Annotated in this window: 17 protein-coding genes and 1 pseudogene; 11 read left to right on the top strand and 7 right to left on the bottom strand. The window is 58.5% G+C overall.

The window, feature by feature from the left end; translation table 11 throughout:
• Positions 1–4: 4 nt before the first annotated feature.
• From RGR602_RS20045 to RGR602_RS37365, 3 genes are all read left to right on the top strand, one after another.
• A complete protein-coding gene (locus RGR602_RS20045; protein WP_039846539.1) occupies positions 5–1,915 on the top strand; it encodes a propionyl-CoA synthetase in 1,911 nt (636 codons plus the stop codon).
• 174 nt (positions 1,916–2,089) lie between these two features.
• Positions 2,090–2,995, top strand: a complete 906-nt coding sequence (locus tag RGR602_RS20040) for a flagellin N-terminal helical domain-containing protein (RefSeq protein ID WP_039846538.1) — start codon at positions 2,090–2,092, stop codon at positions 2,993–2,995.
• Between the two features lie 85 nt (positions 2,996–3,080).
• Positions 3,081–4,447, top strand: a protein-coding gene (locus RGR602_RS37365) for an IS3 family transposase (protein ID WP_407692034.1) whose coding sequence is annotated in 2 segments (ribosomal slippage) — positions 3,081–3,555 and positions 3,555–4,447 — 1,368 coding nt in all. Because the reading frame shifts where the segments join, the coding sequence is not laid out codon by codon here.
• Positions 4,448–4,509: 62 nt separating this feature from the next.
• On the opposite strand, the gene RGR602_RS20025 is transcribed toward RGR602_RS37365, so the two are convergent.
• Positions 4,510–5,217 (bottom strand): DUF1013 domain-containing protein, encoded by a 708-nt coding sequence (locus RGR602_RS20025; protein ID WP_039846535.1) that lies wholly within the window; start codon positions 5,215–5,217, stop codon positions 4,510–4,512.
• 228 nt (positions 5,218–5,445) lie between these two features.
• Here RGR602_RS20025 and acs point away from each other — a divergent pair, with 228 nt between their 5' ends.
• Positions 5,446–7,401, top strand: a complete 1,956-nt coding sequence (acs, locus tag RGR602_RS20020) for an acetate--CoA ligase (protein ID WP_039846534.1) — start codon at positions 5,446–5,448, stop codon at positions 7,399–7,401.
• Positions 7,402–7,685: 284 nt separating this feature from the next.
• Here the strand turns inward: acs and RGR602_RS20015 are convergent, their stop codons facing one another.
• Entirely contained in the window at positions 7,686–7,910 is a 225-nt protein-coding gene (locus tag RGR602_RS20015) for a DUF1674 domain-containing protein (protein ID WP_039847053.1), read from the bottom strand.
• Between the two features lie 108 nt (positions 7,911–8,018).
• On the opposite strand from RGR602_RS20015, the gene htpX reads away from it, so the two are divergent.
• From htpX to purH, 4 genes are all read left to right on the top strand, one after another.
• Positions 8,019–8,981, top strand: a complete 963-nt coding sequence (gene htpX, locus RGR602_RS20010) for a zinc metalloprotease HtpX (RefSeq protein ID WP_039847052.1) — start codon at positions 8,019–8,021, stop codon at positions 8,979–8,981.
• Positions 8,972–10,357, top strand: coding sequence for an RsmB/NOP family class I SAM-dependent RNA methyltransferase (locus RGR602_RS20005; protein WP_039846533.1), 1,386 nt, complete (start codon positions 8,972–8,974; stop codon positions 10,355–10,357). Before htpX ends, RGR602_RS20005 begins: the two co-directional genes overlap by 10 nt.
• A 111-nt stretch (positions 10,358–10,468) precedes the next feature.
• Positions 10,469–12,142: a heparinase II/III family protein gene (locus tag RGR602_RS20000; RefSeq protein ID WP_039846532.1), complete on the top strand. Its 1,674-nt coding sequence runs from the start codon at positions 10,469–10,471 to the stop codon at positions 12,140–12,142.
• Between the two features lie 97 nt (positions 12,143–12,239).
• Entirely contained in the window at positions 12,240–13,856 is a 1,617-nt protein-coding gene (purH, locus tag RGR602_RS19995) for a bifunctional phosphoribosylaminoimidazolecarboxamide formyltransferase/IMP cyclohydrolase (protein WP_039846531.1), read from the top strand.
• 43 nt (positions 13,857–13,899) lie between these two features.
• On the opposite strand, the gene RGR602_RS19990 is transcribed toward purH, so the two are convergent.
• A complete protein-coding gene (locus tag RGR602_RS19990) occupies positions 13,900–15,300 on the bottom strand; it encodes an MFS transporter (RefSeq protein ID WP_039846530.1) in 1,401 nt (466 codons plus the stop codon).
• A 31-nt stretch (positions 15,301–15,331) separates the two neighbouring features.
• On the bottom strand, positions 15,332–20,110 hold the full coding sequence (locus RGR602_RS19985; protein ID WP_039846529.1) for an NAD-glutamate dehydrogenase: 4,779 nt from the start codon (positions 20,108–20,110) through the stop codon (positions 15,332–15,334).
• Between the two features lie 270 nt (positions 20,111–20,380).
• Between RGR602_RS19985 and pdxY the strand changes: the two genes are divergently transcribed.
• Both pdxY and RGR602_RS19975 read left to right on the top strand, forming a co-directional pair.
• Positions 20,381–21,259 (top strand): pyridoxal kinase PdxY, encoded by an 879-nt coding sequence (gene pdxY / locus RGR602_RS19980; protein ID WP_039847051.1) that lies wholly within the window; start codon positions 20,381–20,383, stop codon positions 21,257–21,259.
• Between the two features lie 70 nt (positions 21,260–21,329).
• Positions 21,330–21,971 carry a carbonic anhydrase gene (locus RGR602_RS19975; RefSeq protein WP_039846528.1) on the top strand — a complete coding sequence of 214 codons (642 nt, stop codon included), beginning with the start codon at positions 21,330–21,332 and terminating at the stop codon, positions 21,969–21,971.
• A gap of 18 nt (positions 21,972–21,989) precedes the next feature.
• Here RGR602_RS19975 and RGR602_RS19970 read toward each other — a convergent pair whose 3' ends face one another.
• The 3 genes and pseudogenes from RGR602_RS19970 to RGR602_RS37360 all read right to left on the bottom strand — a co-directional run bounded on the left by RGR602_RS19970 (position 21,990) and on the right by RGR602_RS37360 (position 24,339).
• Positions 21,990–22,811, bottom strand: coding sequence for a lytic murein transglycosylase (locus tag RGR602_RS19970; protein WP_039846527.1), 822 nt, complete (start codon positions 22,809–22,811; stop codon positions 21,990–21,992).
• Positions 22,812–22,995: 184 nt separating this feature from the next.
• Entirely contained in the window at positions 22,996–24,030 is a 1,035-nt protein-coding gene (locus RGR602_RS19965; protein ID WP_022717572.1) for an aspartate-semialdehyde dehydrogenase, read from the bottom strand.
• A gap of 109 nt (positions 24,031–24,139) precedes the next feature.
• A pseudogene (locus RGR602_RS37360) lies at positions 24,140–24,339 on the bottom strand (hypothetical protein).
• Between the two features lie 206 nt (positions 24,340–24,545).
• Here RGR602_RS37360 and RGR602_RS19955 point away from each other — a divergent pair.
• The gene (locus tag RGR602_RS19955) at positions 24,546–26,432 is read left to right on the top strand and encodes an MFS transporter (protein WP_039846526.1); all 1,887 of its coding nucleotides are present in this window, start codon (positions 24,546–24,548) and stop codon (positions 26,430–26,432) included.
• The last annotated feature ends 165 nt before the right edge of the window (positions 26,433–26,597 follow it).

Genomic DNA, 26,597 nt, shown 5'->3' with positions numbered 1-26,597 from the left:
GCAAATGCAAAGCAGCTATCGACAGGTCTATGCGAGCTGGAAGAGCGATCCGGACGCATTCTGGCGCGATGCTTCAAGAGCGATCACCTGGTTCAAGGAGCCGCAGCAGGTCTTCTCGCCGTCAAAGGGCGTTTACGGCCGCTGGTTCGCAGACGGTGAGACCAACACCTGTTACAATTGCCTGGACCGTCATGTGTTGGCAGGCCGCGGCACCGAAACAGCCATCATCTTCGACAGTGCCATGAGTGGCGCCAAGGCACGTTTTAGTTACGAGGAAGCGCTTGGCGAAGTGCAGGCAATCGCGGCGACCTTTCAAGCGTTCGGCATCGGCAAAGGCGATCGTGTCATCATCTACATGCCTATGGTGCCTGAAGCCATTTTCTCCATGCTTGCCTGCGCTCGCATCGGCGCCATCCACTCAGTGGTTTTTGGGGGGTTCGCTGCCAACGAACTTGCGGCCCGCATCGATGATTCAGGCGCAAAGCTCGTGGTCACTGCCAGCTGCGGATTGGAGCCCGGCCGTGTCGTGGCTTACAAGCCGCTTGTCGATCAGGCCATCGATGCGGCGAAATCAAAGCCCGCACATTGCCTCGTTCTGCAAAGGCCGCAACTGACGGCCGAACTTGTGCCTGGGCGTGATCATGCTTTCCAAGAGACCGTAGCGCTTCACCATGGCAGGAGCATTCCTTGCGTAGCCGTCAAAGCGATCGATCCGCTCTATATCCTTTACACATCCGGCACCACCGGTCAGCCGAAAGGCGTCGTCCGTGACAATGGCGGGCACATGGTCGCGCTGCACTGGTCGATGGCGAACATCTATGCAATGAAACCCGGCGAAGTTTTCTGGGCAGCCTCCGATATCGGCTGGGTGGTCGGTCATTCCTATATCGTCTATGCGCCGTTGCTTGCGGGTGTGGCGACTGTAATCTTTGAGGGCAAACCCGTCGGCACACCCGACGCCGGCGCGTTCTGGCGCGTGATTTGCGAATACGATGTGCGTGTTCTCTTTACCGCTCCGACAGCATTCCGCGCAATTCGCCGGGAAGATGCCGATGGCGAGTTCGTGCGCCGCTATTCGAACCCGCATTTCCGGGCTCTTTTTCTTGCGGGTGAGCGAGCCGATCCCGAAACTCTCAAATGGGCGGAAAAGATGCTTAAGGTTCCCGTCGTCGATCATTGGTGGCAAACGGAAACCGGCTGGCCGGTCGCTGCAAATCCACTCGGTCTCGGCGGGCTTCCAGTAAAGCACGGATCAGCATCCGTGCCGGTGCCTGGTTATGAGATCCAGGTTCTCGACGACGCAGGACATCAGGTGCCACCCGGCACGCTCGGCAACATCGTCGCCAAGCTGCCCTTGCCGCCGGGTTGTCTGCCGACACTCTGGAAGGCGGATGAGCGTTTTCGCTCGGCATATCTCGAGGAATTCCCGGGATACTACAAGACAGCGGACGCCGGTTATTTGGATGACGACGGCTATCTGTTCATCATGTCGCGCACGGACGACATCATCAATTGTGCTGGCCACAGGCTCTCGACAGGAGCAATGGAAGAGGTCTGCGCAAAGCATCCGGATGTTGCGGAGTGCGCCGTCGTCGGTATTGCAGATCCGCTCAAGGGGCAGGTGCCTTGCGGCTTCCTTGTGCTCAAGAAGAACGTCACCAGGGCGAAGGCGACGATCGAAGCAGAGGTCGTTAAACTGATTCGCGACCAGATCGGTCCGGTGGCCGCATTCAAGACGGCGATTGTCGTCGAACGTCTGCCGAAGACCCGTTCGGGCAAGATCCTGCGTGGCACGATGCAGAAGATCGCCGACAGCGAACCATGGAAAATGCCGGCGACCATCGACGATCCGGCTATTCTGCATGAAATCGCGGATGCCTTGCGCAGCAAGGGTTTTGGCTCGCTTCCAATGTAGGAGATTACCTATTCGGTAAGGTTCGTTGACGAGAAGTAACCAGCGTTGACGAGTTGTTAACCATGTTTTCGCTAGGTTCGGCGCACGGACACCTGTTGCAGGTGAGCATGAAGCACCGCCGCTCTCGGCTTCGGCCGGAATGCCCTTTCACCCAAGCGAATTGGACAAAAAGCGATGTCAAGCATTCTAACGAACACTGCCGCAATGGCGGCACTGCAGACCCTTCGCGGTGTAAACCAAAGCCTCAAGGAAACCCAGGACCACGTTTCGTCCGGCCTGCGCGTCGGCAAGGCGGCTGACAATGCCGCTTACTGGTCGATCGCAACGACCATGCGTTCCGACAACAAGGCGCTTTCGGCCGTTTCCGACGCTCTCGGCCTCGGTGCCGCCAAGGTCGACACTGCCTATGCCGCGATGGACAGCGCCATCGATATTGTTTCCGAAATCAAGGCCAAGCTGGTTGCCGCAACCGAAAAGGGCGTCGACAAGGCCAAGGTTCAGGAGGAGATTTCCCAGCTTCAGGCTCAGCTGCTGAGCATCGCTCAGTCTGCTTCCTTCTCCGGTGAAAACTGGGTCGCCGGCGAGGGTACGAAGAGCGTCGTTTCGACCTTCGTTCGCGATGGTTCGAACGCTGTATCCGTCAAGCAGACCGAATATATCCTCGATGACACCTCGGTCGGCAACGTCCTGTTCGGCATGAGCGGAGGCCTGATCGAAACGTCCACGGGTATTATCGGCACCTCGAACGGTACGATCGGCTCCGTCTATAAGATGGACATCACCAATTTCACCACAGAGGACGTCGGTCTGGCGCTGACGGCTGTCGAATCCGCTCTGAAGGCGATGACCAGCGCCGGTGCACAGCTCGGTTCGATCTCCACTCGCATCCAACTGCAGGAGGATTTCGTCTCGACTTTGAGCGACTCGATCGACTCCGGCATCGGCCGCCTCGTCGACGCCGACATGGAAGAAGAATCGTCCAAGCTGACCGCTCTTCAGACGCAGCAGCAGCTTGCAATCCAATCTCTGTCGATTGCGAACTCGGCATCTCAGAACATCCTGTCGCTCTTCCGCAGCTAAACGCGGCAACAGCGGAAAACAAAAGACCCGCCGGAGCGATTGAACTGACCCCCGAAAGTTGGACACCGACCTTCGGGGGTTTTGCATGTCCAAGTACAGCTTAGCGTTCAAGCAGTCCGTCATCGCCGCTTATGAGAGCGGCACGGAAGGGGCACGCGCAGTAGCGGCTCGGTTTGACGTTGATCATTCGACGGTGCGCAAATGGGCTGCGGCTCATGCGGCGCATGGCGTGTCAGGGTTGGTAAAGAAATACAGCTCCTTTGACGCGTCTTTCAAGCTTTCGGTATTGCAGCGGATGTGGGACGATGGGCTTTCCTATCGGCAGGCGGCTGCGATTTTCAACATCCGCAACAAGAGTAGCCTTGTCGATTGGGAGACGTGTTACGAGCGCGGCGGGATAGAGGCGTTGGCCCCGCGGTGCAGAGGAAGGCCCCGATTGATGCCCAAACCGCCTGCCCACGATGAACCGCAAGCCTTGGCGAGCGATGACACGAAGAGCCGCGAGGAGTTGCTTTCGGAACTGGCCTATCTGCGCATGGAGAACGCTTTCCTAAAAAAACTGGAGGCCTTAACGCAGGAACAACAGCGGCTCAAAAAGCGCAAGCCGTTCACGCGTTAAGGCCGCTCCATTCGTTTGCCGGTCTGCTGCAATTGGCAGGCCTGGCCCGCAGCACGTTCTACTACCAGCAAACGGCAGCATCGCTGGCCGCCCGCCATGCCGCGCTCAAAGACAGCATCAAAGCCATCTTCGCCCTTCACAAGGGGCGCTATGGCTATCGCCGCATCACGGCTGCCATCTGCCGACTGGGACGGCGCGTCAATCACAAGACAGTTCAGCGGCTGATGGGGCAAATGGGTTTGAAATCGCTGGTGCGGCCGAAGAAGTATCGGTCCTACAAGGGCGCTACCGGCCGCACCGCTCCCGATCTCATCCAGCGCAAGTTCACGGCTGAGGATGCAAACCAGAAATGGGTGACGGATGTGACCGAGTTCAACGTTGCGGGCGAAAAGCTCTATCTCTCACCGGTCATGGACCTCTTCAATGGCGAGATCATCGCCTTCGAGACAGCCCGCCGTCCCGTCTTCAAACTCGTGGAAACCATGCTCAGTAAGGCGCTGGACCGGCTGGGGAGCGGCGAAAAGCCGATCCTGCATTCCGATCAGGGATGGCACTATCAGATGACCGCCTATCAGCGCACGCTTGAAAAACACGACGTCATCCAAAGCATGTCACGCAAAGGCAACTGCCTCGACAACGCGGCAATGGAAAGCTTCTTCGCGGTGCTGAAATCAGAGCTGTTCTACCCGACCAAATTCGCCAGCATTCAAAGCCTGCAGTCCGCCATCACCGACTATATCCACTACTACAATCACGACAGGATCAAAATGAAACTCAAAGGGCTGAGTCCTGTACAATACAGAACCCAGCCCTTAAATCTGCCTTGCCTTTAAACCGTCCAACTTAATGGGGTCAGTTCAGATCCGGCGGGTCTTTTCACGTTTATGCAAACAGGTCAGAAGCGATCGTCTTCGTCTTCATCCTTGTCCTTGGGGGAGGACTTCAGAGACTTGAGCTTGGCAAAGACGGCATCGGCGTCGATTTCGCGTTCTTCTTCGCGTTCGAAATTCGGGCTCATGCGCTCAGTTTCCTGGGCGGACTGCAGCGTGGCGCCGAGTTCGGCGGCGGTCGGCAGTGGCCGGCCCCTGGATGCCTTTTCCACTTCCATATCGAGGTCGATCTGGCTGCAGAGGCCGAGCGTGACCGGATCCATCGGCGTCAGGTTGGCCGAGTTCCAATGCGTGCGTTCACGAATCTGCTCGATCGTCGATTTCGTCGTGCCGACGAGGCGTGAAATCTGAGCATCCTTCAGCTCCGGGTGATTGCGAACGAGCCAGAGAATGGCATTCGGACGGTCCTGGCGCTTGGAAACAGGCGTGTAACGCGGACCACGGCGCTTGGATTCGGGAACGCGAACCTTCGGCTCCGAGAGTTTCAACTTGTGGTTCGGATTAGCTTCGGCGCGGGCAATTTCATCGCGTGAAAGCTGGCCGGTCGAGATCGGGTCCAGGCCCTTGATGCCCTGCGCTGCCTCGCCGTCGGCAATTGCTTTCACCTCGAGGGGATGCAGCTTGCAGAACTGGGCGATCTGATCGAAAGACAGCGCCGTATTGTCGACGAGCCAGATGGCGGTCGCCTTCGGCATGAGCAATTGTTGAGCCATGGATATAGTCCTTCTGTCGTCCGCGCCGGTGTCGCGGTCCGTGGATATCACCATAATATCCGGGAAATATGGCGCTATATAACTGGAGTGACGCAGAATTGCAATTGATCAGGAATGAAATGACCTTTGTCTAATTGCCGGGTGCTTTTGACCTGCTATGAATGCCTAAATCGAGTTCCGGTGATCGCCTTGCGCAGTTAGCCGGTGCCTGTGTTGAGGAGGAACCACATGTCGGAAAAGATCCATCCGGTTACGAAACTGGTGAAGAGCCATGCCCTGATCGATAAGGCCAAGTATGAGAAATGGTACGAGGATAGCATCGAGAACCCGGACAAATTCTGGGGCAAGCACGGCAAGCGGATTGACTGGTTCAAGCCCTATACGAAGGTCAAGAACACGTCCTTTACCGGGAAGGTCTCGATCAAGTGGTTCGAAGACGGTCAGACGAACGTTTCCCACAACTGCATCGACCGCCACCTGAAAACGCACGGCAACCAGGTCGCCATCATCTTCGAAGGCGACAATCCCTATATCGACAAGAAGATCACCTATAACGAGCTCTACGAGCATGTCTGCCGCATGGCGAACGTGTTGAAGAAGCATGGCGTCAAGAAAGGTGACCGCGTCACCATCTATATGCCGATGATACCCGAAGCGGCCTATGCCATGCTCGCCTGTGCCCGCATCGGCGCCGTGCATTCCGTCGTCTTCGGCGGGTTCTCGCCGGAAGCGCTTGCCGGCCGTATCGTCGACTGTGGTTCGACGTTCATCATCACGTGCGACGAGGGCGTGCGCGGCGGCAAGCCGGTGCCTCTGAAGGACAATGCCGATACCGCGATCCACATCGCGGCCCGCCAGCATGTGACGGTGGGCAAGGTCCTCGTCGTGCGCCGGACCGGCGGCAAGACCGGCTGGGCTCCCGGCCGCGATCTTTGGTACCACCAGGAAGCGGCGACGGTGAAAGCCGAGTGCCCACCTGTGAAGATGAAAGCGGAGGATCCACTGTTCATCCTCTATACCTCTGGCTCCACCGGCAAGCCGAAGGGCGTCTTGCACACGACGGGCGGATATCTTGTCTATGCGTCGATGACCCATGAATACGTCTTCGACTATCACCATGGCGATATCTATTGGTGCACGGCCGATGTCGGCTGGGTGACCGGCCATTCCTACATCGTCTACGGTCCGCTTGCGAATTGCGCGACGACGCTGATGTTCGAAGGCGTGCCGAACTTTCCCGACCAGGGCCGCTTCTGGGAGGTCATCGACAAGCACAAGGTCAACATCTTTTATACTGCTCCGACAGCGATCCGTTCGTTGATGGGCGCCGGCGACGATTTTGTCACCCGCTCGTCCCGCTCGTCCTTGCGCCTGCTCGGGACGGTCGGCGAGCCGATCAACCCGGAAGCTTGGGAGTGGTATTACAATGTCGTCGGCGATGGCCGTTGCCCGATCGTCGATACCTGGTGGCAAACAGAGACCGGCGGCATCCTGATCACGCCGCTGCCTGGTGCGATCGACCTGAAGCCGGGTTCAGCGACCGTCCCATTCTTCGGTGTGAAGCCGCAGCTGGTCGACAATGACGGCAAGGTGCTGGAAGGCACTGCCGACGGCAACCTGTGCATTACCGACAGCTGGCCCGGGCAGATGCGCACGGTCTATGGCGACCATGAGCGCTTCATCCAGACATACTTTTCCGCCTACAAGGGCAAGTATTTTACCGGCGACGGCTGCCGCCGCGATGAAGACGGCTACTACTGGATCACCGGTCGTGTCGACGATGTGCTGAACGTATCCGGCCACCGCCTCGGCACGGCCGAGGTGGAGTCCGCGCTCGTCTCGCATAATCTGGTTTCGGAAGCCGCGGTCGTTGGCTACCCGCATTCGATCAAGGGACAGGGCATCTATTGCTACGTCACGCTGATGGCCGGAAACGAAGGATCCGATGAGTTGCGCCAACAGTTGGTGAAGCATGTTCGCTCAGAAATTGGCCCGATCGCATCTCCGGACAAGATCCAGTTTGCGCCCAGCTTGCCGAAGACCCGTTCCGGCAAGATCATGCGCCGTATTCTGCGCAAGATTGCCGAGGACGATTTCGGCGCGCTCGGAGATACGTCCACGCTTGCCGATCCGGCGGTCGTTGATGACCTCATTGCCAACAGGCAGAACAAGGTAACCGCGTGAAATCAGAGCGGCTCCCGGAAACCCGGGAGCCGCTTGTCAATCGTGCTGGCACAGACGGGCGCGCAGCTCCGCGCGCCCTCGTATTCACGGGCGCCTTCCAACAGCATATCTTCGGCCGGGTTCTCATCTGAACGAACCGCATTGGCGGCAATCAGGCCAAAATAGTTGTCGCTCTTCATCAACCGCACACGGGGTGAACCCGCCGTCAAGTCTTGCAGTGCGTCGACAGACAGCCCCGGCGAATCGCGAGGACTTCAAAGGTCGAGAAGAAAAGGAATATTTCCTTAAAAATCGATCGCACGGCCGTTGATTTCGTAATCGCCGAAGCGCGCTGGCTCGGCTCCTCCCCGTCCACCGATCTCCGGTGGCAGTTCCAGGGGTTTCTGGTTCCTGCGTCGTTCCTCGGCTTCGGCAAGCGCGCGTTTGGCAGCGGGAGACAGAACCTTGCGCGGCAGTTCTGCTCCTTCTGCCACAGTGCTATCTACATTGTCGTTGTCGGCTGGCTGCAATAGCGTCTCCCGCCGGAAATATTGAAAATGGCTGACGAATAACCAAATCATAGTGCGCCGGCGCCTTGATTGAAACCCTTTTGCCGCAAATGGGAGATGGAGACCTCGATGAACCTCGTTCGCACTGCCATGTTGCTTGCCTTCATGACGGCTCTGTTCATGTTCGTCGGATTCCTGATCGGTGGCCGCGGCGGCATGATGATCGCCTTCCTGATCGCTGCGGGTATGAATTTCTTTTCCTACTGGAATTCGGACCGGATGGTGCTTTCGGCCTACCGGGCGCGGGAGGTCGATGAGCGCAACGCGCCGGAATTCTTCCGCATCGTTCGCGATCTTGCGCAAAATGCCGGGCTGCCCATGCCGAAAGTCTATCTCTACGACAATCCGCAGCCGAATGCCTTTGCCACGGGCCGCAATCCGGAGAATGCCGCCGTGGCGGCCTCGACGGGGCTGCTCAGCGCGCTCTCGCCGGAAGAAGTGGCGGCTGTGATGGCGCATGAACTGGCGCATATCCAGAACCGCGACACGCTGACGATGACGATCACGGCAACGCTTGCCGGCGCAATCTCGATGCTCGGTAACTTCGCCTTCTTTTTCGGCGGCAATCGCGAGAACAACAATAACCCGTTCGGTTTCGTCGGCGTGCTTCTGGCGATGATCGTAGCGCCGCTCGCCGCTATGCTTGTGCAGATGGCGATCAGCCGGACGCGCGAATATTCTGCCGACCGGCGCGGCGCCGAAATCTGCGGCAACCCCCTATGGCTCGCTTCCGCGCTCGGCAAGATTGCCCGTGGCGCGGCGCATATCCCGAATTATGATGCCGAGCGCAATCCTGCGACAGCGCATATGTTCATCATTAATCCCCTCTCCGGGGAGCGTATGGACAACCTGTTTTCGACGCACCCGAATACGGAAAACCGTATTGCAGCACTTCAGGAAATGGCAGCAAACGGTATGAATGGCTCGACGGCGACGGTTCGTACTGGTAATCCGTCGCGCAGATCGCGCTCGGTTCCGAATACGGGTATTGGCCGCGGTGGTTCCCAACCGCCAAAAGGTCCCTGGTCTTGAATTCAGACGGCAGAAACAAGCCATTCAACAAAAAGAAACCGCCTTTAGAACGCCTGGCGGTCAAGCCGGGCCTAGAGGCGCGTGCGGCCGCAGCGAAGATTCTCGCTGCCGTGATTGACCGCAAACTGCCGCTAGATGGTGCATTGGATCACGAACACGGAAATCCCGCATACAAGGCACTCAGGGAGAGCGATCGCGCACTGGTTCGCGCTATTCTCAACAGTGCGCTCCGTCACCTGCCCCGCATCGATGCGGCGATTGCTTCTCTATTAGACTCGCCGTTGCCCGAAGGCGCGCGCGCACTTCATCATGTGCTTGCGGTTGGGGCGGCGCAGATCCTTTATCTCGACGTCCCCGACCATTCGGCGGTCGATCTTGCCGTCGAGCAGGCAAATCAGGATCCTCGCAATCGCCGCTTCGCAAAACTGGTGAATGCGATCTTGCGACGACTTGGCCGCGAGAAGGAGAAGGTCCTCGAAGACGTCGCGAAGATTTCGCCGATGCCGGCTTGGTTTATCGACCGTCTTGAAAAGGCTTACGGGAAAGAGGCCGCCGCGGCGATCGCCGAATCTCAGCTCGAGCCGGCGGCAATCGATCTCACCGTGAAGTCGGATGCGGCAGGCTGGGCAGCAAGATTGAATGGGGAAGTCCTGCCGACCGGTGGCGTGCGTCTCGCAGCCTTTGATGGCACTATCCCCTCCCTTGAAGGTTTCGATCAAGGCGAATGGTGGGTGCAGGATGCCGCGGCAAGCATTCCGGCCAAGCTCCTTGGCGACCTGTCTGGCAAACGCGTCGTCGATCTTTGCGCCGCACCGGGCGGCAAGACCGCACAGCTCATTCTCGCCGGAGGTAGCGTCACTGCGATTGATCAATCTGAAAGCCGATTGAAGCGCCTACGCTCCAATCTCGACCGCCTTGCCCTCAAGGCAGAAACGCTCGCGACGGATCTTGTGAAATACCAGCCGGGCGAGCCGTTTGATGCCATCCTGCTCGACGCGCCCTGCTCCTCGACGGGCACCACGCGCCGTCATCCGGATGTCCTCTGGACGAAGGGGCCGGAGGACATCGCAAAGCTTGCTGGCGTGCAAGAACGCCTGCTTCGCCATGCGCTGACGCTCCTGAAGCCTGGCGGTACTCTCGTCTTTTCAAATTGCTCGCTGGATCCAGTCGAAGGCGAGGATGTCGTCAGCCGCATCTTGGCGGACACAGCGAATGTCGAGCGCGTCCGGATCGACGCTGCTCTATGGCCCGGTTTGGAAATGGCGATCAGTCCGCTTGGCGAATTCCGGACGACCCCCGCCATGCTGCGCATGCCCGCAACGGTCGCTTCAGGTCTTGACGGTTTTTACGCTGCAGTGCTGCGGCGTCTTGCCTGATTGCATGGACCTTCCCTAGATTTCGTTTCTGTCACAATTAATGCAGTCTTTCCGCTGAAACCGGCTCTCATTCACCTATTCTTAATCATGAGGGTCAATAGACAATAGAATATGCAGTCCGGCCGGCGGTTTTCGAGTTTGTATGTTCGGGAGGCTTGGCGCCGCATGTCGCGGCGCATCGCATCCCTGCGCCTTCGCCTTTTGCGCCATACAATCCAAGTGCCCGAGAGGCTTATCGTCGCGCCGACTGATCTTCGCGCCATCGATTCTCATATCGCCGAGGAGATCATGAACGGCCGCTTCGCTCTGGCAGGCCGCCTGCTGGAGACAAACGGCAAGTCACCCTTCGGCTTTACGCTTCCCTCACGCGCTTTTGCCAGCCGTTTGCATGGCTTCGGCTGGCTTCGCCATATGCGTGCCTACAAAAGCGATCAAGCTTGCGCGGTTGCCCGGGCGATCGTCGATAGCTGGCTCTCGTTGCACGCTGGCCGCATGGAAGGCATTGCCTGGGAAATCGATGTCACTTCACAGCGAGTGATTGCCTGGCTCTCGCATTCGCCGGTCGTGCTGCAGAATGCTGATCGCGGCTTTTACCGTCGTTTCATGAAGTCTCTGGCGTTTCAGGTTCGCTACCTGCGCCGTATGGCGGCTTTCGCGCCGGCGGGGGAAGGTCTTTTCCGCCTGCGGATCGCCCTCGCCATGGCTTCGATTGCAATGCCAGCGCGACAAGGTGTGTTGCGCAAGGCCGCCCAGGCGCTGGATAATGAATTCGATAGCCAGATTCTACCGGACGGCGGGCATATCTCCCGCAATCCCCGCACAGGCCTGGAATTGCTTCTCGATCTCCTACCGCTCCGGCAGACCTATGTGAACCTCGGTCACGATCTGCCGCAGAAGCTGATTTCAGGCATCGATCGCATGTATCCGGCGCTGCGCTTCTTCCGCCACCACAATGGCGACCTCGCGCTCTTTAACGGCGCGACATCGACGCTTGCCAACGAGCTGATGTCGGTTCTGCGCTATGACGAAACGGCCGGCCCACCGTTCAAGGCGATGCCGCATTCGCGCTATCAACGTCTTGCGGCGGGAAATACCATTTTGATCGCCGATACCGGTCCTCCCGCAGCAGGCCCCCTGTCGCGCACGGCGCATGCAGGCTGCCTTTCCTTCGAAATGTCCTCGGGTCGTCATCGCTTTATCGTCAACTCCGGCTCACCGAAATTCGCTGGTCGCCGCTATGTGCAGATGGCGCGCACGACTGCGACGCATTCGACCGTGACACTGAACGACACCTCATCCAGCCGCTTCTCGGCTTCGGAATTTCTCGGTTATGTCATGACGGATTCGGTGAAGACCGTTAGCGTCGAGCGCGCTGAAACCGACGACGGACGCGACGGCATCAAGGTCAGTCACGACGGCTATCTGAAAAATTTCGGCATGCTCCATGAGCGCGAACTGACTCTGAATGCTGCAGGCTCCATCGTCACTGGCCGTGATCGGCTGGTGCCGCAGGGCGAGCGCGTCATTGACGAGCCTCTTCGTGCTGCCGCGCGCTTCCATATCCATCCGGCCATAAATGTGAAGCAGAGCGATCGCGAGTCCGTGTTGCTGACAGCGCCGGATGGCGAAAGTTGGCTCTTTTCGTCGCCGGGGAACGAAGTTCTGATCACTGAAGATATCTTTTTTGCTGACGCCTCCGGCATCTGCGGTTCTGACCAGATCGAGATCGACTTCGTTTTTGCCGAGAAGCCGGAAATTCGCTGGTTTTTGTCCCGCAAGAGCTAGTCGCCGTTTGCGAAGCGGCATAGCTCGTGCTAACGCGGCGCCATTATCCTGTACGTCCCTTGCCGGATGTCTCCCGAAGCCCGAACGGAGAAGGTTCATGGCCGTCACTTCCAAGAAAATCCCCGCCCCTGATAAGGTCAAGGTCAAGACCGCGCTACTCTCCGTCTCCGATAAGGCGGGTATTGTCGAGCTTGCCCGCGTGCTTTCCGAAAAGGGCGTCCGCCTGCTTTCGACAGGCGGGACGCACAGGGCCATCACAGCCGCGGGTTTGGCTGTCACCGACGTTTCCCAAGTCACCGGTTTTCCGGAAATCATGGATGGCCGGGTGAAGACGCTGCATCCGACGGTCCACGGCGGTCTTTTGGCAATCCGTGATGATAGCGCGCATCAGGAGGCCATGAAGGCGCATGGTATCGAAGGTATCGATCTTGCCGTCATTAACCTCTATCCATTCGAAGATGTGCGTGCCGCCGGTGGTGATTACCCCACGACGGTCGAGAATATAGATATCGGTGGTCCGGCAATGATCCGTGCCTCTGCGAAGAACCATGCTTACGTTACGATCCTGACCGACCCTGCAGATTACCCGGAACTGCTCGAACAGCTTTCGGCCGATGCAGGTCAGACGAGCTATGCGTTCCGCCAGCGTATGGCAGCCAAGGCGTATGCCCGCACCGCTGCCTATGACGCGATGATCTCAAACTGGTTCGCTGAAGCGCTTTCCATCGATACGCCGCGCCATCGGGTGATCGGCGGCGTTTTGAAGGAAGAGATGCGCTATGGTGAAAATCCACATCAGAAGGCGGCTTTCTACGTTACCGGGGAAAAGCGACCGGGTGTTTCGACGGCGATGCTGCTGCAGGGCAAGCAGCTCTCCTATAACAACATCAACGACACCGATGCGGCCTACGAACTCGTCGCTGAATTCCTGCCTGAAAAGGCGCCCGCCTGCGCCATCATCAAGCACGCCAATCCTTGTGGCGTTGCCACGGGGCCAAGACTTGTCGAAGCCTACAAACGGGCGCTCGCCTGCGATTCCGTTTCTGCGTTCGGCGGCATCATTGCGTTCAACAGCACGCTCGATGCGGAGACCGCCGAAGAGATCATCAAGCTCTTCACCGAAGTGATCATCGCTCCGGATGTAACCGAAGAAGCCAAGGCGATCGTTGCGAGGAAGCCGAATCTGCGCCTGCTTTGTGCCGGCGATCTGCCCGATCCGCGTGCCGCTGGCCTGACGGCGAAAACAGTCTCCGGCGGCCTGCTGGTCCAAAGCCGTGACAACGGCATGATCGAGGATCTGGAGCTGAAGGTCGTGACCAAGCGCGCGCCGACGCAACAGGAACTGGAAGACATGAAGTTTGCCTTCAAGGTCGGCAAGCACGTGAAATCAAATGCCGTCGTTTACGCCAAGGATGGCCAGACGGCCGGCATTGGCGCCGGCCAGATGAGCCGTGTTGATTCCGCCCGTATCGCTGCCCTGAAAGCCGAGGAAGCCGCCAAGGCGCTGGGTTTGCCTACTGCGATGACACGCGGCTCTGCGGTTGCTTCGGAAGCCTTCCTGCCGTTCGCCGATGGTCTCCTGTCGATGATTGCAGCGGGTGCGACGGCAGTCATCCAGCCGGGTGGTTCGATGCGCGACCAAGAGGTTATCGACGCTGCCAACGAGCACGACGTCGCCATGGTATTCACCGGCATGCGCCATTTCCGCCATTGAGCGGACAGAACGTTAGGCGCTTAGCCGGCGTCCGGCGTTCATTTCAGTCTTGCTTCCTGTCCGCCGGATAAGGGGTCGCGATCAGCAGGATCAGTCCGCCTGCGAGAAAAAGAATCAGCGTTGCCATGCCGAGACGCGCTGATCCGCTGGCATAGGTTATCAGCGAGAAGAAGAGCGTCGCCATGAAACTCGTGGCGCGGCCGGATAGCGCATAGATGCCAAAATAGCGCCCTGCCTCCTGCGGGCTGACGCTGCGCGCCAGATAAGAGCGCGACGAAGCCTGGACGGGACCAAAGGCGAGGCCGATCAACAGCCCGTAAAGAATATAGGCCTTTTCCGCCGCTGTGCCGAAAAGCCCTCCGGTGTCGGCCGTTGACATCGGCAGCAGGCCGAAAAGCGTATATCCAGGCCCCGTCGAAATGATCCCGAGGGTGGCGAGCAAAAGCAGCGTCAGGCTGATCAGGATCGTTGCTTTTGATCCGATCCGGTGATCAACGCGCCCGGCGATGACGCAGCCGAATATCGCGACGACATTGAGGATGATCCCATAAAGTCCGATTTCGATCGTCGCCCATCCAAACATGCCGGCGGCGAAGGCGCCGCCTAGGATCAGCAACCCGTTGACTCCGTCTTGATAGATCATGCGGGCAATCAGGAATTTCAGGATGCCTCTTCGGATCTTCAACTCGCTGATTGTGTTTGCGACCTGCCTGAGGCCGGAACGGACGGCAGCAGCGAGCGGCAATCCCTTCGCCGCATCGGGTGTGAAGAGAAACATCGGAATGATGAAGATGAGATACCAGACCGCGGAAATCGGCCCTGTAATACGCGCGTCCTCACCGATATGAGGATCAAGCCCGAACAACGGGTCGAGCCCCAACAGCGTCTTCCCCGTTTCCAGGTTTCCCGCAAGAAGCGTCACAACAGTGATGAGCACGATCATGCCGCCGAGATAGCCAAGCCCCCAGGCCGTATTGGACAGCCTGCCGACCTCCTCCTTGCCCACAAGGCGCGGCATCATGGAATCGTTGAAGACGATCGAGAATTCCGCGGCGATCGAGGCGAAAATCATCAAGATTACCGGATAGACAAGCGGCGAACCGGGCGCGGCGAACCAAAGGCCGAAGAGGCTGACAACCTTGATGATAGCGAAAAAAGCTATCCATGGTTTGCGGGCGCCGGACTGATCGGCGATGGAGCCGAGGATCGGGGAGAGCAGGGCTATGATCACCGAAGAGATCGTCGCGGTATTGCTCCACATCGCTTGTGCCGAAACCGGATCGTCCGTCAGGCGTGAGACGAAGTAGGGCCCGAAGATGAACGTGGTCACGACCGTGAAAAACGGTTGCGCGGCCCAATCGAAAAGCATCCAGCTCCAGATGCCCTTTTCCGACGCCTTCTGCGGCGCCGGCGTTCCCGTTCCGGTCCAGTCTATTCTGCTCACGCCTACACTCCCGCATTCGCGGCGGACTGTGTCACCTCGCCCGGTCGCGTGCAAGATCGGTTAAAAGACCTGCGGCCACTGTGATTCGTGCAAGAGTTGGATCGCCGCTGTCGCTGAGGTTTGACAGCTCTTCGGCGATGCGGTTGATCCTGATGCGATCGACTCCATGCCAGGCCTGAACCGGCAGCTTTTCCTTGCCATGCTCCGACAGCGCCGAGATGACGATATCGCGGCGGGCACTGGCAATTTGGTCGATGCTGCGCGCCAAGGCCAGGCTTTCGTAGTGATCCGACGTGAGAATGCGGGCGCCGGCTGCAAGCAGCCTCCCGACGCGGAAGGTCTGCGATACGGCAAAATAACTTTCCGCGGCACGTCCGAGCGCCTCGCCTGTGCGTTCGGCGATCTGCATGATCTCCGGCACCAGCACAAAGCCCGGCAGGCCGGCAATGACGTCGGCCAATCTTTCTGGCAGCCCGGCTTCGCGATACTCCATGGCACGCGCCTCGAACTCCGCGGGAGCCTGCGCAGCGAAGGAGGGCTTTAGTTTCTTCAACGCAGTCTGAAGCCGACTAATGGTTTCTGCTATGCCGCCTTTTGCCATGCCGGTCTTCAGGAGCAAGCGAGTCAAAACGGTGAAGCTATGGCCGATCTCTTCATAGACACGGTTCTGCATCTGTCCGGAAATGTTACCGTCCAGCGCATCGGTCTCGGTCCAAAGCCTGGTCAGGTCGAAGCCATCGCGGGCGATGATCGCGGCACGGACGACTTCCGGCGCTGACGCCGCTGTCGCATCCATCATGCTCACCACAAAGCCGGGACCGCCACGATTGATTGCCTCGTTGGCAAGCACCGTCGCGATGATTTCGCGCTTCAGCCGATGAGTTGCGATGTCGGAGGCATTGGTTTTCTGCATCTTAGCCGGGAAGTAGTTTGAAAGGGTCGACGCAAAATAAGGATCGTCCGGGAGGTCGCTTGCGGCAACGGCATCGAAAAGCACGATCTTGGCGTAAGAGAGCAACACGCCGATTTCCGGCCGCGTGAGCGGCCTGCCGGCAGCATAGCGCTCGGCAAGCGTCGCCTCATCGGGAAGCGTTTCCACCTTCCGGTTGAGCTGCTTGGCGCCTTCCAGCACGCTCATGAAGCGCGCGAGCTCAAGGCCGTTAGCGGTTCCCTTGCGTTCGGTCAGCGAGATCGCCAGCGATTGCAGATAGTTGTTGCGCAGAACGAGTGCCGCAACTTCGTCCGTCATCGAGGACAGCAGTTGATCGCGTTTTGTGCGTGTGAGCCGCCCGTCATGCATCGCGTTGGCGAGCGCGATCTTGATGTTTACCTCGACGTCCGAGGTGTTGACGCCGGCTGAATTGTCAATCGCATCGGAATTGCTCCGTCCGCCTTTAAGCCCATAAGTGATGCGGCCTTTTTGCGTGACGCCGAGGTTGGCGCCCTCCCCGATCACCTTCGCCCGCACTTCATCAGCCGTGATGCGGATCGGATCGTTGGAACGATCGCCCACTTCCGTATCGGTTTCCGTCTGCGCCTTCACATAGGTGCCGATGCCGCCGAACCAGAGAAGATCTACCGGGCTCTTCAGGATTGCTGTTATGACCTCGAAGGGGGTTGCCACCGCTTTGTCGATGCCGATTGCGGCAACCGCTTCCGGGGTCAGCGTGACCGATTTCGCCGCGCGGGAAATGATCATCGCGCCTTTCGAAAGAACCGACTTGTCGAAGTCCTGCCAACTTGAACGCGGCAGGTTAAAGAGTCGCTGCCGTTCGGCGAGCGTCTTTTCCATGTCCGGATCGGGATCGATGAAGATGTCACGGTGGTCGAAGGCGGAAACCAGCTTGATCTTTGGAGAAAGCAGCATGCCGTTGCCGAAAACGTCGCCGGACATGTCGCCGACACCGGCCACCGTAAACGGTGTCGTCTGGATGTCGATATCCATCTCGCGGAAATGACGCTTTACAGTTTCCCAGGCGCCACGCGCAGTGATGCCCATTTTCTTGTGGTCGTAGCCGGCCGAGCCGCCTGACGCAAAGGCGTCGTCGAGCCAGAAACCAGCTTCCTGCGCCAGTGCGTTGGCGGTGTCGGAAAAGGTTGCCGTTCCCTTATCGGCGGCGACGACGAAATAGGGATCGTCGCCGTCGAGCCGTACCGTATCTGCCGGAGGCACGATTTCGGTGCCTGAAATGTTGTCGGTGATCGAAAGCAGGGTGCGGATATAGGTCTTGTAGGCTTCGCGGCCGGCATTGAAGATCTCGTCGCGGCTGCCGCCAGCTGGCAGTTTCTTCGGATAAAAGCCGCCCTTGGCGCCGACTGGAACGATAACGGCGTTCTTCACCTGCTGCGCCTTTACGAGGCCCAGGACTTCCGTTCGATAGTCCTCGGCGCGATCCGACCAGCGCAGGCCGCCGCGGGCAACCTTGCCGAAACGCAGGTGCACGCCCTCGACCTCGACGCCATAGACGAAGATTTCCCGGAAAGGCTTTGGGTCCGGCAGGCCATCGACGAGATTCGGATCGAGCTTGAAGGCAAGCATCGCCTTCGGCGAGCCATCGGCATTGCGCTGGAAGTAGTTGGTCCGCAGCGTCGCATCGACGACATTGATGTATCGGCGCAGGATGCGGTCATCGTCAAGGCTCGGCACATTGGCGAGCGCCGTCTCAATCGACCGATGCAGGTCGGCGCTCTTTTTCATGCGCGCCTTCTCGCTAAGCTGCGGATCGAGCGCCTCATAAAAGAGGCGGAAGATCGACGCGGCAATCTCTGGGTATTTGTCGAGGGTCGTTGCGATGTAATCCTGCGAATAGGCGATACCTGCCTGACGAAGATAACGCGCATAGGCCCGCAGGACATTCGTCTCGCGTGCGGAAAGCCCGGCTGAAAGGATGAGCCGGTTGAAACTGTCATTGTCGATCGTGCCGTCGAAAGCAGAAATGAAGGCCTCTTCCAACGCGCCACCATGACGGCTGAGGTCAATTTCGGCGCCACTGCGGTCTTCAAGCTCCATATCGTGCAGTACGACGATGTTGACCGAGCCATCTGCGGTTGAAACTTCGATGTCGAAGGTCCGCTCGCTCAGCACGTTGAAACCGAGATTTTCGAGAAGCGGCACGCGGCGCGAGAGCGGAAGCTGCTCGCGAGCATGGAAAATCTTGAGTGAGAAGACCCGGCCGCGTTCCGCATCATTGCGGTAATAGAACTCGATGCGTATCGGCTCGCCAGAGGCGCAATCGGTGATGTCGGGGAGATCGGCAACCGTTTCTTCAGCGGTGAAGGAATCCTGGAAGGCATTGCTGACGACGATCTTCGGCGCCTTCGGCCCAGCCAGCGCTTCGAAACGATCGTCCCAGCGGGCGGTGATGGCGCGGATCGCTTCCTCGAGCTTCGATTGCGGGATGCGCGGCGTTTTGCCGCCGGACCGGCCGATGATGAAGTGTACGCGCGCAACCCGCCCTTCGGGGAAGGCCGGGTAATAGGCAGAGACCCGGCCGTCATAGACGGTCTTCAGATAGTTGCCGATCTTTTCGCGAACGATGGAATCGTACTCCTCGCGTGGTACATAGACGATGACCGAGACAAAACGGTCGAAATGATCGATGCGCGGCAGAACGCGGACGCGCGGCCGTTCCACAAGGTCATTGATCTGTTCGGCGAAATTCGCGAGCAGCGTCGTGTCGATCTGGAAAAGATCGTCGCGTGGATAAGATTCCAGCGTGTTGTACAACATTCGGCCGGAATGGCTCATGGGATCGAAGCCGAAATGATCTGTCACTTTGGCAACTTTGGAACGGATGAGCGGAATTTCCGAAGCCGAAGACGTATAGGCCGTAGAGGTAAAGAGGCCGACGATGCGCAATTCACCGGTGACGTTGCCGTCCTTGTCGAATCGCTTGACGCCGACATAATCCATATAGGCGCGGCGGTGGACGACGGATTTCACATTCGCCTTGGTGACGATCAGGAAATCCGGACCATCGAGAAAGGCGAGGATTTCCGGCGTTGTCGTTACGGCATCCTTGCCGGTGCGCAGCACCAAGACATCCGGATCGGAAAGAATGCCGAGGCCAGCGCCTTTGTCACGCTCGACCTTCGCTTCGCTCCCGTTGCTGGAATAGACATATTCACGCATGCCAAGGAAGGTGAAGTTTTCATCGCGTAGCCAGGTGAGGAAAGCCAGTGCTTCGTCCCGGTCGGCCTTCTTGCGGCTGGCGCTGTAGCTGCCCAATTCGGCAATCACGGTGTCGAGCTTGGAAAGCATAGGCTTCCAGTCGGAAACAGCCTGGCGGACCTGCTCCAGCACGATCATGATGCGCTTTCGAAGGTCGCCGGATTGCGCCGTAGTCAACGGCGAAATGTGAATCTGGATATGGCTGACACGTTTTGCCGGATCGCTCGGCTCTTCGGCTGAATAAAGTACCGGCGTCTTGCCATGCTCCACCACCAGGATCGGATGCACCGCCATATAGAGATCGCGATAGGTGCTTGTGATCTCGCTCATAACCGACTCGTAGAGGAACGGCTTATTCTGATCGGTAACCGTCAGGACCGAGACCGCAACGCCATCGGGTTCGACATCGGCCAGCGTTTCGATCGTAACGCGCGGGACCTTGCCGTCCCAGCCAGCGAGCTCCTTAGCAGAATGAACGGCCGAAAGCGCCAGCATCTCCGGTGTGTAGTGATCGAGGTCGTCTCCGCTCGCCCGGCCGAAGAGGATTTCCGGATCGAGATACTGCTCTTTGGCTGCAGCAGCGATCTTCTTTGCGCTTTCGATCAGCTTTTCCCGTCGCGGATGGTTTTTGGCAGCCATTGAAGACATTCCCCCGATTTGTGTGATTTGCCGCAAGTTAGCAGAAGAATTATCGAAAAAACCCCTAAAAGAGGCTCCACCTTCGCAGTTTTTGTGGGTTTTTGACCTTGTTTCAGTAGAATTTCAGGGGATTCTCCAATTATGGGAAAGCCCAGGCCGGTCTTGGATTTTCTCAGCTCGCCGAGATTTCCACGCATGGATGAAGAATGGTTGACAGGCGCGCGGCAAAAGGACGATCAACAGCGCATCGAATTCAGGGTTTAAATGACTATGCCGGATAATAGTGCTGCAGGAACGGTGATCGTCATCTCCAGCCATGTCGTTCGCGGTTCGGTCGGCAATCGTGCCGCTGTCTTCGCGCTTGAGACGCTCGGCCATCAGGTCTGGGCACTGCCGACGATCATTTTGCCTTGGCATCCCGGTCATGGCCGTTCGACCCGGCTCACTTTTGCGGAGGCCGATTTCGATGCCGCCATCGATGATCTCATCCGTGCACCGTGGGTTGGAGAAGTGAAGGCAGTCTTGTCTGGTTATTTCGGAAACGCTGCCCAGGCTAGTTCTGTTGCCCGTTTGGTCAGTGCATTGCGTGAAAAGAACTCCGAGCTGCTTTATGTCTGCGATCCGGTGATGGGCGATCTGGGAGGTCTCTATGTGCCCGAAGCGACGGCGGAGGCGATCCGCGACCATCTGATCCCGCTTGCGTCTTTGGCGACACCCAACCGCTATGAGCTGGCCTGGATGGTGGGCGCACCATTGGAGGACAATACAGCTGTTATGGAGGCTGCTTTGTCACTCGGTCCTTCCCGCATGCTTGTCACCTCCGCTATTGCGATGATGGCTGGGGGCACCGGAAATCTCTATCTTTCCGGCCGCCATGCTCTGCTTGCCGAGCATCGTGTCGTCGACAAGCCGCCGAATGGACTGGGCGACCTGCTGGCGGCCGTCTTCCTCTCGCGGCTCCTATCCGGGATGGACGACGAAAAGGCGCTGCAGCTTGCAACAGCCAGCGTCTTTGAAGTGCTGGTGCGTGCGGTCAAACGCGGCAGCGATGAGCTTACGCTCGCAAGCGATGCATCAAGCCTGTCGACACCGATGGCCATGGTGCAGATGCGCCGCCTCATGCACCCCGCCCAACGGAAGAAGAGTTAGCGGGCGCCCGTTTGCGCATTTCGCGTGCGCAGCAGTTGATCTTGCCGCGTCTGCGCGCTAATCGACAGTCATGCAGTGTTTTCCAACTTCACTTCTGGACGGCTATCGCAACTTCATGAACGGGCGGTACGCCGACGCCCGCGACCGCTATAAGATGCTGGCTGAAAACGGGCAAAGTCCGAATACGCTGGTGATTGCCTGTTCGGACTCGCGCGCAGCACCGGAACTTATCTTCGACGCTGGCCCCGGTGAGCTTTTCGTCATCCGTAATGTTGCCAACATGGTACCACCTTACGAGCCGGATGGCCATTTTCACTCGACATCTGCCGCTTTGGAATTCGCCGTACAGGTCTTGAAGGTTTCCGACATCGTCGTCATGGGCCATGGCCGCTGCGGCGGTATCCGCGCAGCGCTTGATCCCAATTCCGAACCGCTGTCGCCTGGTGATTTCATTGGCCGCTGGATGTCGCTCGTCCGGCCCGCTGCCGAGCAGATCCAAAGCAATGACGTAATGACTGCCGCTGAGCGCCAGACGGCGCTCGAGCGCGTCTCGATCCGCAACTCGCTCAATAACCTCAGAAGTTTTCCGGATATCAAGGCGCTTGAAGAGGCGGGGAAGATCGCCCTGCATGGGGCGTGGTTCGATATCTCGACCGGTGAACTATGGGTGATGGACGCGGAAACGCTCGATTTTATCCGCCCGGAAGTATAACCTTCGCGGGCGGGAAGCTCACTGGCCGTCGATCTGCTGGCCGATATAAGCGATTGCCTGTTGGTAGACCGTTGCGGCGTTCCAGCCTGCGATTGCTGCAAAGTTCGCTTCGCCTGGCTGATAACCGGCGCCGGGCTGCCAGCCATGGCCCCTAAGGAAGTTTGCCGTCGAAGCCAGGGCATCAGCGCGCGAGCCAACCATGTCGACGCGGCCGTTGCCGTCGCCGTCGGCTCCGAAACGGACCACATTGCGCGGCAGGAACTGCGTCTGGCCGATTTCGCCATGTGCCGCGCCGCGAGCCTGCGGGTTCAGATAGCCTTCGGAAACAAGTTGCAGAGCGGCGTAAAGCTGATCGGTGAAATAATCCGAGCGGCGGCAGTCGTAAGCGAGCGTCGAAACGGCAGATAGGGTATGCTGATTGCCCATATAACTGCCGAAGCCGGTCTCCATTCCCCAGATCGCAATAAGCGGACCGGCCGGAACGCCGTAGCGGCCTTCGATCGAGGCAAAGAGTCCCTGATTGGCGCGTTTCATGCTTCTGCCGCGGGAGATGATCGTTGCGCCGCCCCGCTTCTTCATGAATGCGTCGAAGGACAGCTTGAAGCTCTTTTGGCCACGGTCGGCTGCGATTGTCGATTTATTATAGCTTACATTGGCGAAGGCCCGGTTTAGCACCGATGGGCTGACGCCGCTGGCGGCCGCTTCCTGCTTGAAGTCTGCAACCCAGGCTTGGAAACCCGCGCTGTTGTTGCCGCACTGGGCAGCCTTTGCTGCTGCCGGAAGAGCTTGGAGTACGCTCGCCGCAGCGACGACCGCCACAAAGAATTTTGTCATGCTCATAAGAAACCCCGATCTCCATCTGCACAAGCTTGGCGCCGCGCAAGAATGCCAGCAGCAGATAATTTTGTCACGATCACCCTTCGGTGGGCCTTGCAACCTGATGGCCGTCGGCCAGCTTTCGTAGGAGCCCCGCATAATCAGGTGATATGCGGGGCTGATAGTAAAGTATGGTTAATTATTGGTGTCAGGCGGCCTTCTTGCGTGGCTTGATCAGCCCGCGGTTGACGAGGAGCTCCGCAATCTGGATTGCATTCAGAGCAGCGCCCTTGCGTAGGTTGTCCGACACCACCCATATATTGAGGCCATTCTCGACGGTCGCATCTTCGCGGATGCGCGAAATATAGGTCGCGTCTTCGCCGGCAGATTCGTAAGGCGTGATATAGCCGCCGTTTTCGTGCTTATCGATAACGAGGCAGCCTGGAGCGTCACGCAGGATCTCGCGCGCCTGATCGGCGGTGATCTCGTTTTCGAACTCGATATTGACCGATTCCGAATGGCCGATGAAAACCGGAACGCGTACCGCCGTGCACGTGACCTTGATTTTCGGGTCGAGCATCTTCTTGGTCTCGGCTAGAACCTTCCATTCTTCCTTGGTGTAGCCATCCTCCATGAAGACGTCGATATGGGGAATGACATTGAAGGCGATGCGCTTCGTGAACTTCTTGTTTTCGATCGGATCGGCAACGAAGACGGCGCGTGTCTGGTTGAAGAGTTCGTCCATGCCGTCCTTGCCTGCGCCGGAAACCGACTGGTAGGTCGAGACGACAACGCGCTTGATCTTGGCGAAGTCATGCAGGGGCTTCAAAGCCACAACGAGTTGTGCGGTCGAGCAATTCGGGTTGGCTATGATGTTGCGCTTGGTGAACTGCGTCACGGCATCCGGGTTCACTTCAGGAACGATCAGCGGCACGTCGGCGTCGTAGCGCCAGGCGGAGGAGTTGTCGATCACGACGCATCCCTGCTGGCCGATCTTCGGCGAGAATTTCTTGGACACCTCGCCACCAGCAGACATCAGGCAGATGTCGGTATCGGAGAAATCGTAGTTCTCCAGATTGGAAACCTTCAGTGTCCGGTCACCGTAGGAAACTTCCGTACCCTGCGAACGCGCGGAGGCTAGCGCCACGACTTCGTCGGCGGGGAAGCCGCGCTCCGAGAGGATGTTGAGCATTTCCCGGCCCACATTTCCGGTCGCTCCCGCAACTGCAACTTTGAATCCCATTTCAAGCTCTCTTTCTCTTCTCTCCTCTGTCCGGTGAGGGGGAAGGCGCGAAACGATCGCGGCTTCCTGTCCCCAGCCGGGCCGGGGAGAGAGCGGCAGGCCAGAGACGTCAGACGGTTTTCGTCGTCGTTTTGGCCTTGGTTTTGGAAGAAACCGGAACAGCAATATCCATCCCGGCACCCGGTGCCAGATCATTGCGCGCAGCAATGGCGTGTTCGTCGCGAACCATGGATATTCCTTTCCGCCGTTGCTCATAAAAGGTTTTCCACAGGAGTCAAGGTTTTTGCAACCTTGCTCTCTGTCGAGCACTTGGGCAGAGGTTGCGGCCCAAACCGGAAGAAGCCTCGCCTGCGACAATCTGTGCATAGGCATTAGACTAAAGTCATAATCCCAAAGCCGCTCTCTTTCTCCGAATCCTTTTCTGTCACACTCTCGTCAGGCGAGTTGCGTCCAAGGATGCTTTGAGGAGAGCTTGGGGCGCGTCTCGTTGCTTATCACTCTGTGGAGGACAGACAATGGCAAATGTCGCAAGCGTCGGAGACGCGAGAGTCGGCCCGATGACAGGCGAGGAGAAGAAGGTCATCTTCGCCTCGTCGCTCGGGACTGTTTTCGAATGGTATGACTTCTATCTTTACGGTTCACTCGCCACCTATATCGGCGCTACCTTTTTCAGCCAGTATCCGGAAACGACGCGAAACATCTTCGCGCTGCTCGCCTTTGCAGCGGGTTTCCTGGTGCGCCCGTTCGGCGCATTGGTCTTTGGCCGCCTCGGCGATCTGGTCGGCCGCAAGTATACCTTCCTGATCACGATCCTGATCATGGGTCTGTCAACCTTCCTAGTCGGTATCCTTCCAGGTGCGGCGTCAATCGGTATTGCAGCTCCGATCATCCTGGTCGCTCTGCGCCTGCTGCAGGGCTTGGCGCTCGGCGGCGAATACGGTGGTGCAGCGACCTATGTGGCCGAACATGCGCCGCATGGCCGGCGCGGCTTCTTCACGTCATGGATCCAGACGACGGCAACGCTCGGCCTGTTCCTTTCGCTGCTGATCATTCTCTTCGTCCAGTCCATGCTTGGCGCCGCCGATTTCGCCGCCTGGGGCTGGCGTATTCCATTCCTCGTCTCGGTCGTCCTGCTTGGCGTTTCCGTCTGGATCCGTCTGAAGATGAACGAGTCACCGGCTTTCCAGAAGATGAAGGCCGAGGGTAAGGGTTCGAAGGCGCCACTGACGGAAGCCTTCGGCCAGTGGCGCAACGCTAAGGTGGCGCTGCTTGCGCTCTTTGGCGCCGTCATGGGGCAGGCCGTCGTCTGGTATTGCGGTCAGTTCTACGCGTTGTTCTTCCTGCAGAACATCCTGAAAGTCGACGCGCAGTCGACCAACCTGATGGTCGCTGCATCGTTGTTGCTCGGCACCGGCTTCTTCGTCTTCTTCGGCTGGCTTTCCGACAAGATCGGTCGCAAGCCGATCATCATGGCCGGCCTTCTGCTCGCCATGGTGACTTACTTCCCGCTGTTCAAGGCTCTGACCAATTTCGCCAATCCGGCGCTTGCAGAGGCACAGGCCACGATCCGCGCAACGGTCACTGCGGCACCGGGCGATTGCAAGTTCCAGTTCAACCCGACCGGCACCGCGAAGTTTACCACCTCGTGCGATATCGCCACTTCATTCCTGACGAAGAATTCGGTACCCTATGATGTTGTCAGCGGGGCCGCCGGTTCAGCCGCCACGGTTAAAATCGCCGACGACACGATTACCAGCTATGATGCCGCTGCCGCTGGCGATAAGGCGAAAGCCATGAACGGCGCGTTCGAAAAGGGCATCAACATCGCGCTTCGCGACGCTGGCTACCCCTTGGTTCGCGGTGCGGCCAAGGTTCCGGAATCCAAGCTCGATGCCTTTATCGCCGCCAATCCGGAGCTGGCTCTCAATGCTGATGCGCTTCGTGCAGGTCAGAAGGAGACGGTCCCAGCCTCCAAGCTCGTGACCGACAAGCTGCTGACAGCCGACGAGGCCAAGGGCGTCACCGACATGGCTGTCTACACGGTCGCCAACGCTGGTGCTTTCACCATGGTTGCCGATCCGGCAAGGCTCAACTGGGTAGGCGTCGTCGCTGTCCTGACGGTCCTCGTCATCTACGTGACGATGGTCTACGGGCCGATCGCTGCCCTTTTGGTCGAGCTCTTCCCGACCCGTATCCGCTATACCGGCATGTCGCTGCCCTATCACATCGGCAACGGCTGGTTCGGTGGTCTGCTTCCGGCAACCGCCTTCGCGATGAGCGCCTTCAAGGGCGACATCTATTACGGTCTCTGGTACCCGATCATCTTTGCGGGCATCACCCTGGTCATCGGCATGATTTTCCTGCCGGAAACCAAAGACCGCGATATCCGCACGATGGACTGAGGCAAACCATCAGAATTGAGAAACGGGACCCGGCGCCTTCCAAAGGCGCCGGTTTTTTTATCCGCAAAAGCCCTTTCGGCGTCGGCCGTCCGTCAGGACCCGGGTTGAATGGAGCCCGTAGCGCGAATAGACGATCGCGGTCATCCATGACTACCTCGAAAAGTC

This window comes from Rhizobium gallicum bv. gallicum R602sp, assembly GCF_000816845.1.
Classification (GTDB): domain Bacteria; phylum Pseudomonadota; class Alphaproteobacteria; order Rhizobiales; family Rhizobiaceae; genus Rhizobium; species Rhizobium gallicum.
Note: the sequence above shows the minus strand (reverse complement) of the source record. Positions and strands in the feature narration are given on the sequence as shown.

Coding starts and splice junctions, on each gene's coding strand:
- RGR602_RS20045 (WP_039846539.1), top strand. CDS start 5: ATGCAAAGCAGCTATCGACAGGTCTATGCGAGCTGGAAGAGCGATCCG.
- RGR602_RS20040 (WP_039846538.1), top strand. CDS start 2,090: ATGTCAAGCATTCTAACGAACACTGCCGCAATGGCGGCACTGCAGACC.
- RGR602_RS20025 (WP_039846535.1), bottom strand. CDS start 5,217: ATGGCTCAACAATTGCTCATGCCGAAGGCGACCGCCATCTGGCTCGTC.
- acs (WP_039846534.1), top strand. CDS start 5,446: ATGTCGGAAAAGATCCATCCGGTTACGAAACTGGTGAAGAGCCATGCC.
- htpX (WP_039847052.1), top strand. CDS start 8,019: ATGAACCTCGTTCGCACTGCCATGTTGCTTGCCTTCATGACGGCTCTG.
- RGR602_RS20000 (WP_039846532.1), top strand. CDS start 10,469: ATGCAGTCCGGCCGGCGGTTTTCGAGTTTGTATGTTCGGGAGGCTTGG.
- purH (WP_039846531.1), top strand. CDS start 12,240: ATGGCCGTCACTTCCAAGAAAATCCCCGCCCCTGATAAGGTCAAGGTC.
- RGR602_RS19985 (WP_039846529.1), bottom strand. CDS start 20,110: ATGGCTGCCAAAAACCATCCGCGACGGGAAAAGCTGATCGAAAGCGCA.
- pdxY (WP_039847051.1), top strand. CDS start 20,381: ATGCCGGATAATAGTGCTGCAGGAACGGTGATCGTCATCTCCAGCCAT.
- RGR602_RS19975 (WP_039846528.1), top strand. CDS start 21,330: ATGCAGTGTTTTCCAACTTCACTTCTGGACGGCTATCGCAACTTCATG.
- RGR602_RS19970 (WP_039846527.1), bottom strand. CDS start 22,811: ATGAGCATGACAAAATTCTTTGTGGCGGTCGTCGCTGCGGCGAGCGTA.
- RGR602_RS19965 (WP_022717572.1), bottom strand. CDS start 24,030: ATGGGATTCAAAGTTGCAGTTGCGGGAGCGACCGGAAATGTGGGCCGG.
- RGR602_RS19955 (WP_039846526.1), top strand. CDS start 24,546: ATGGCAAATGTCGCAAGCGTCGGAGACGCGAGAGTCGGCCCGATGACA.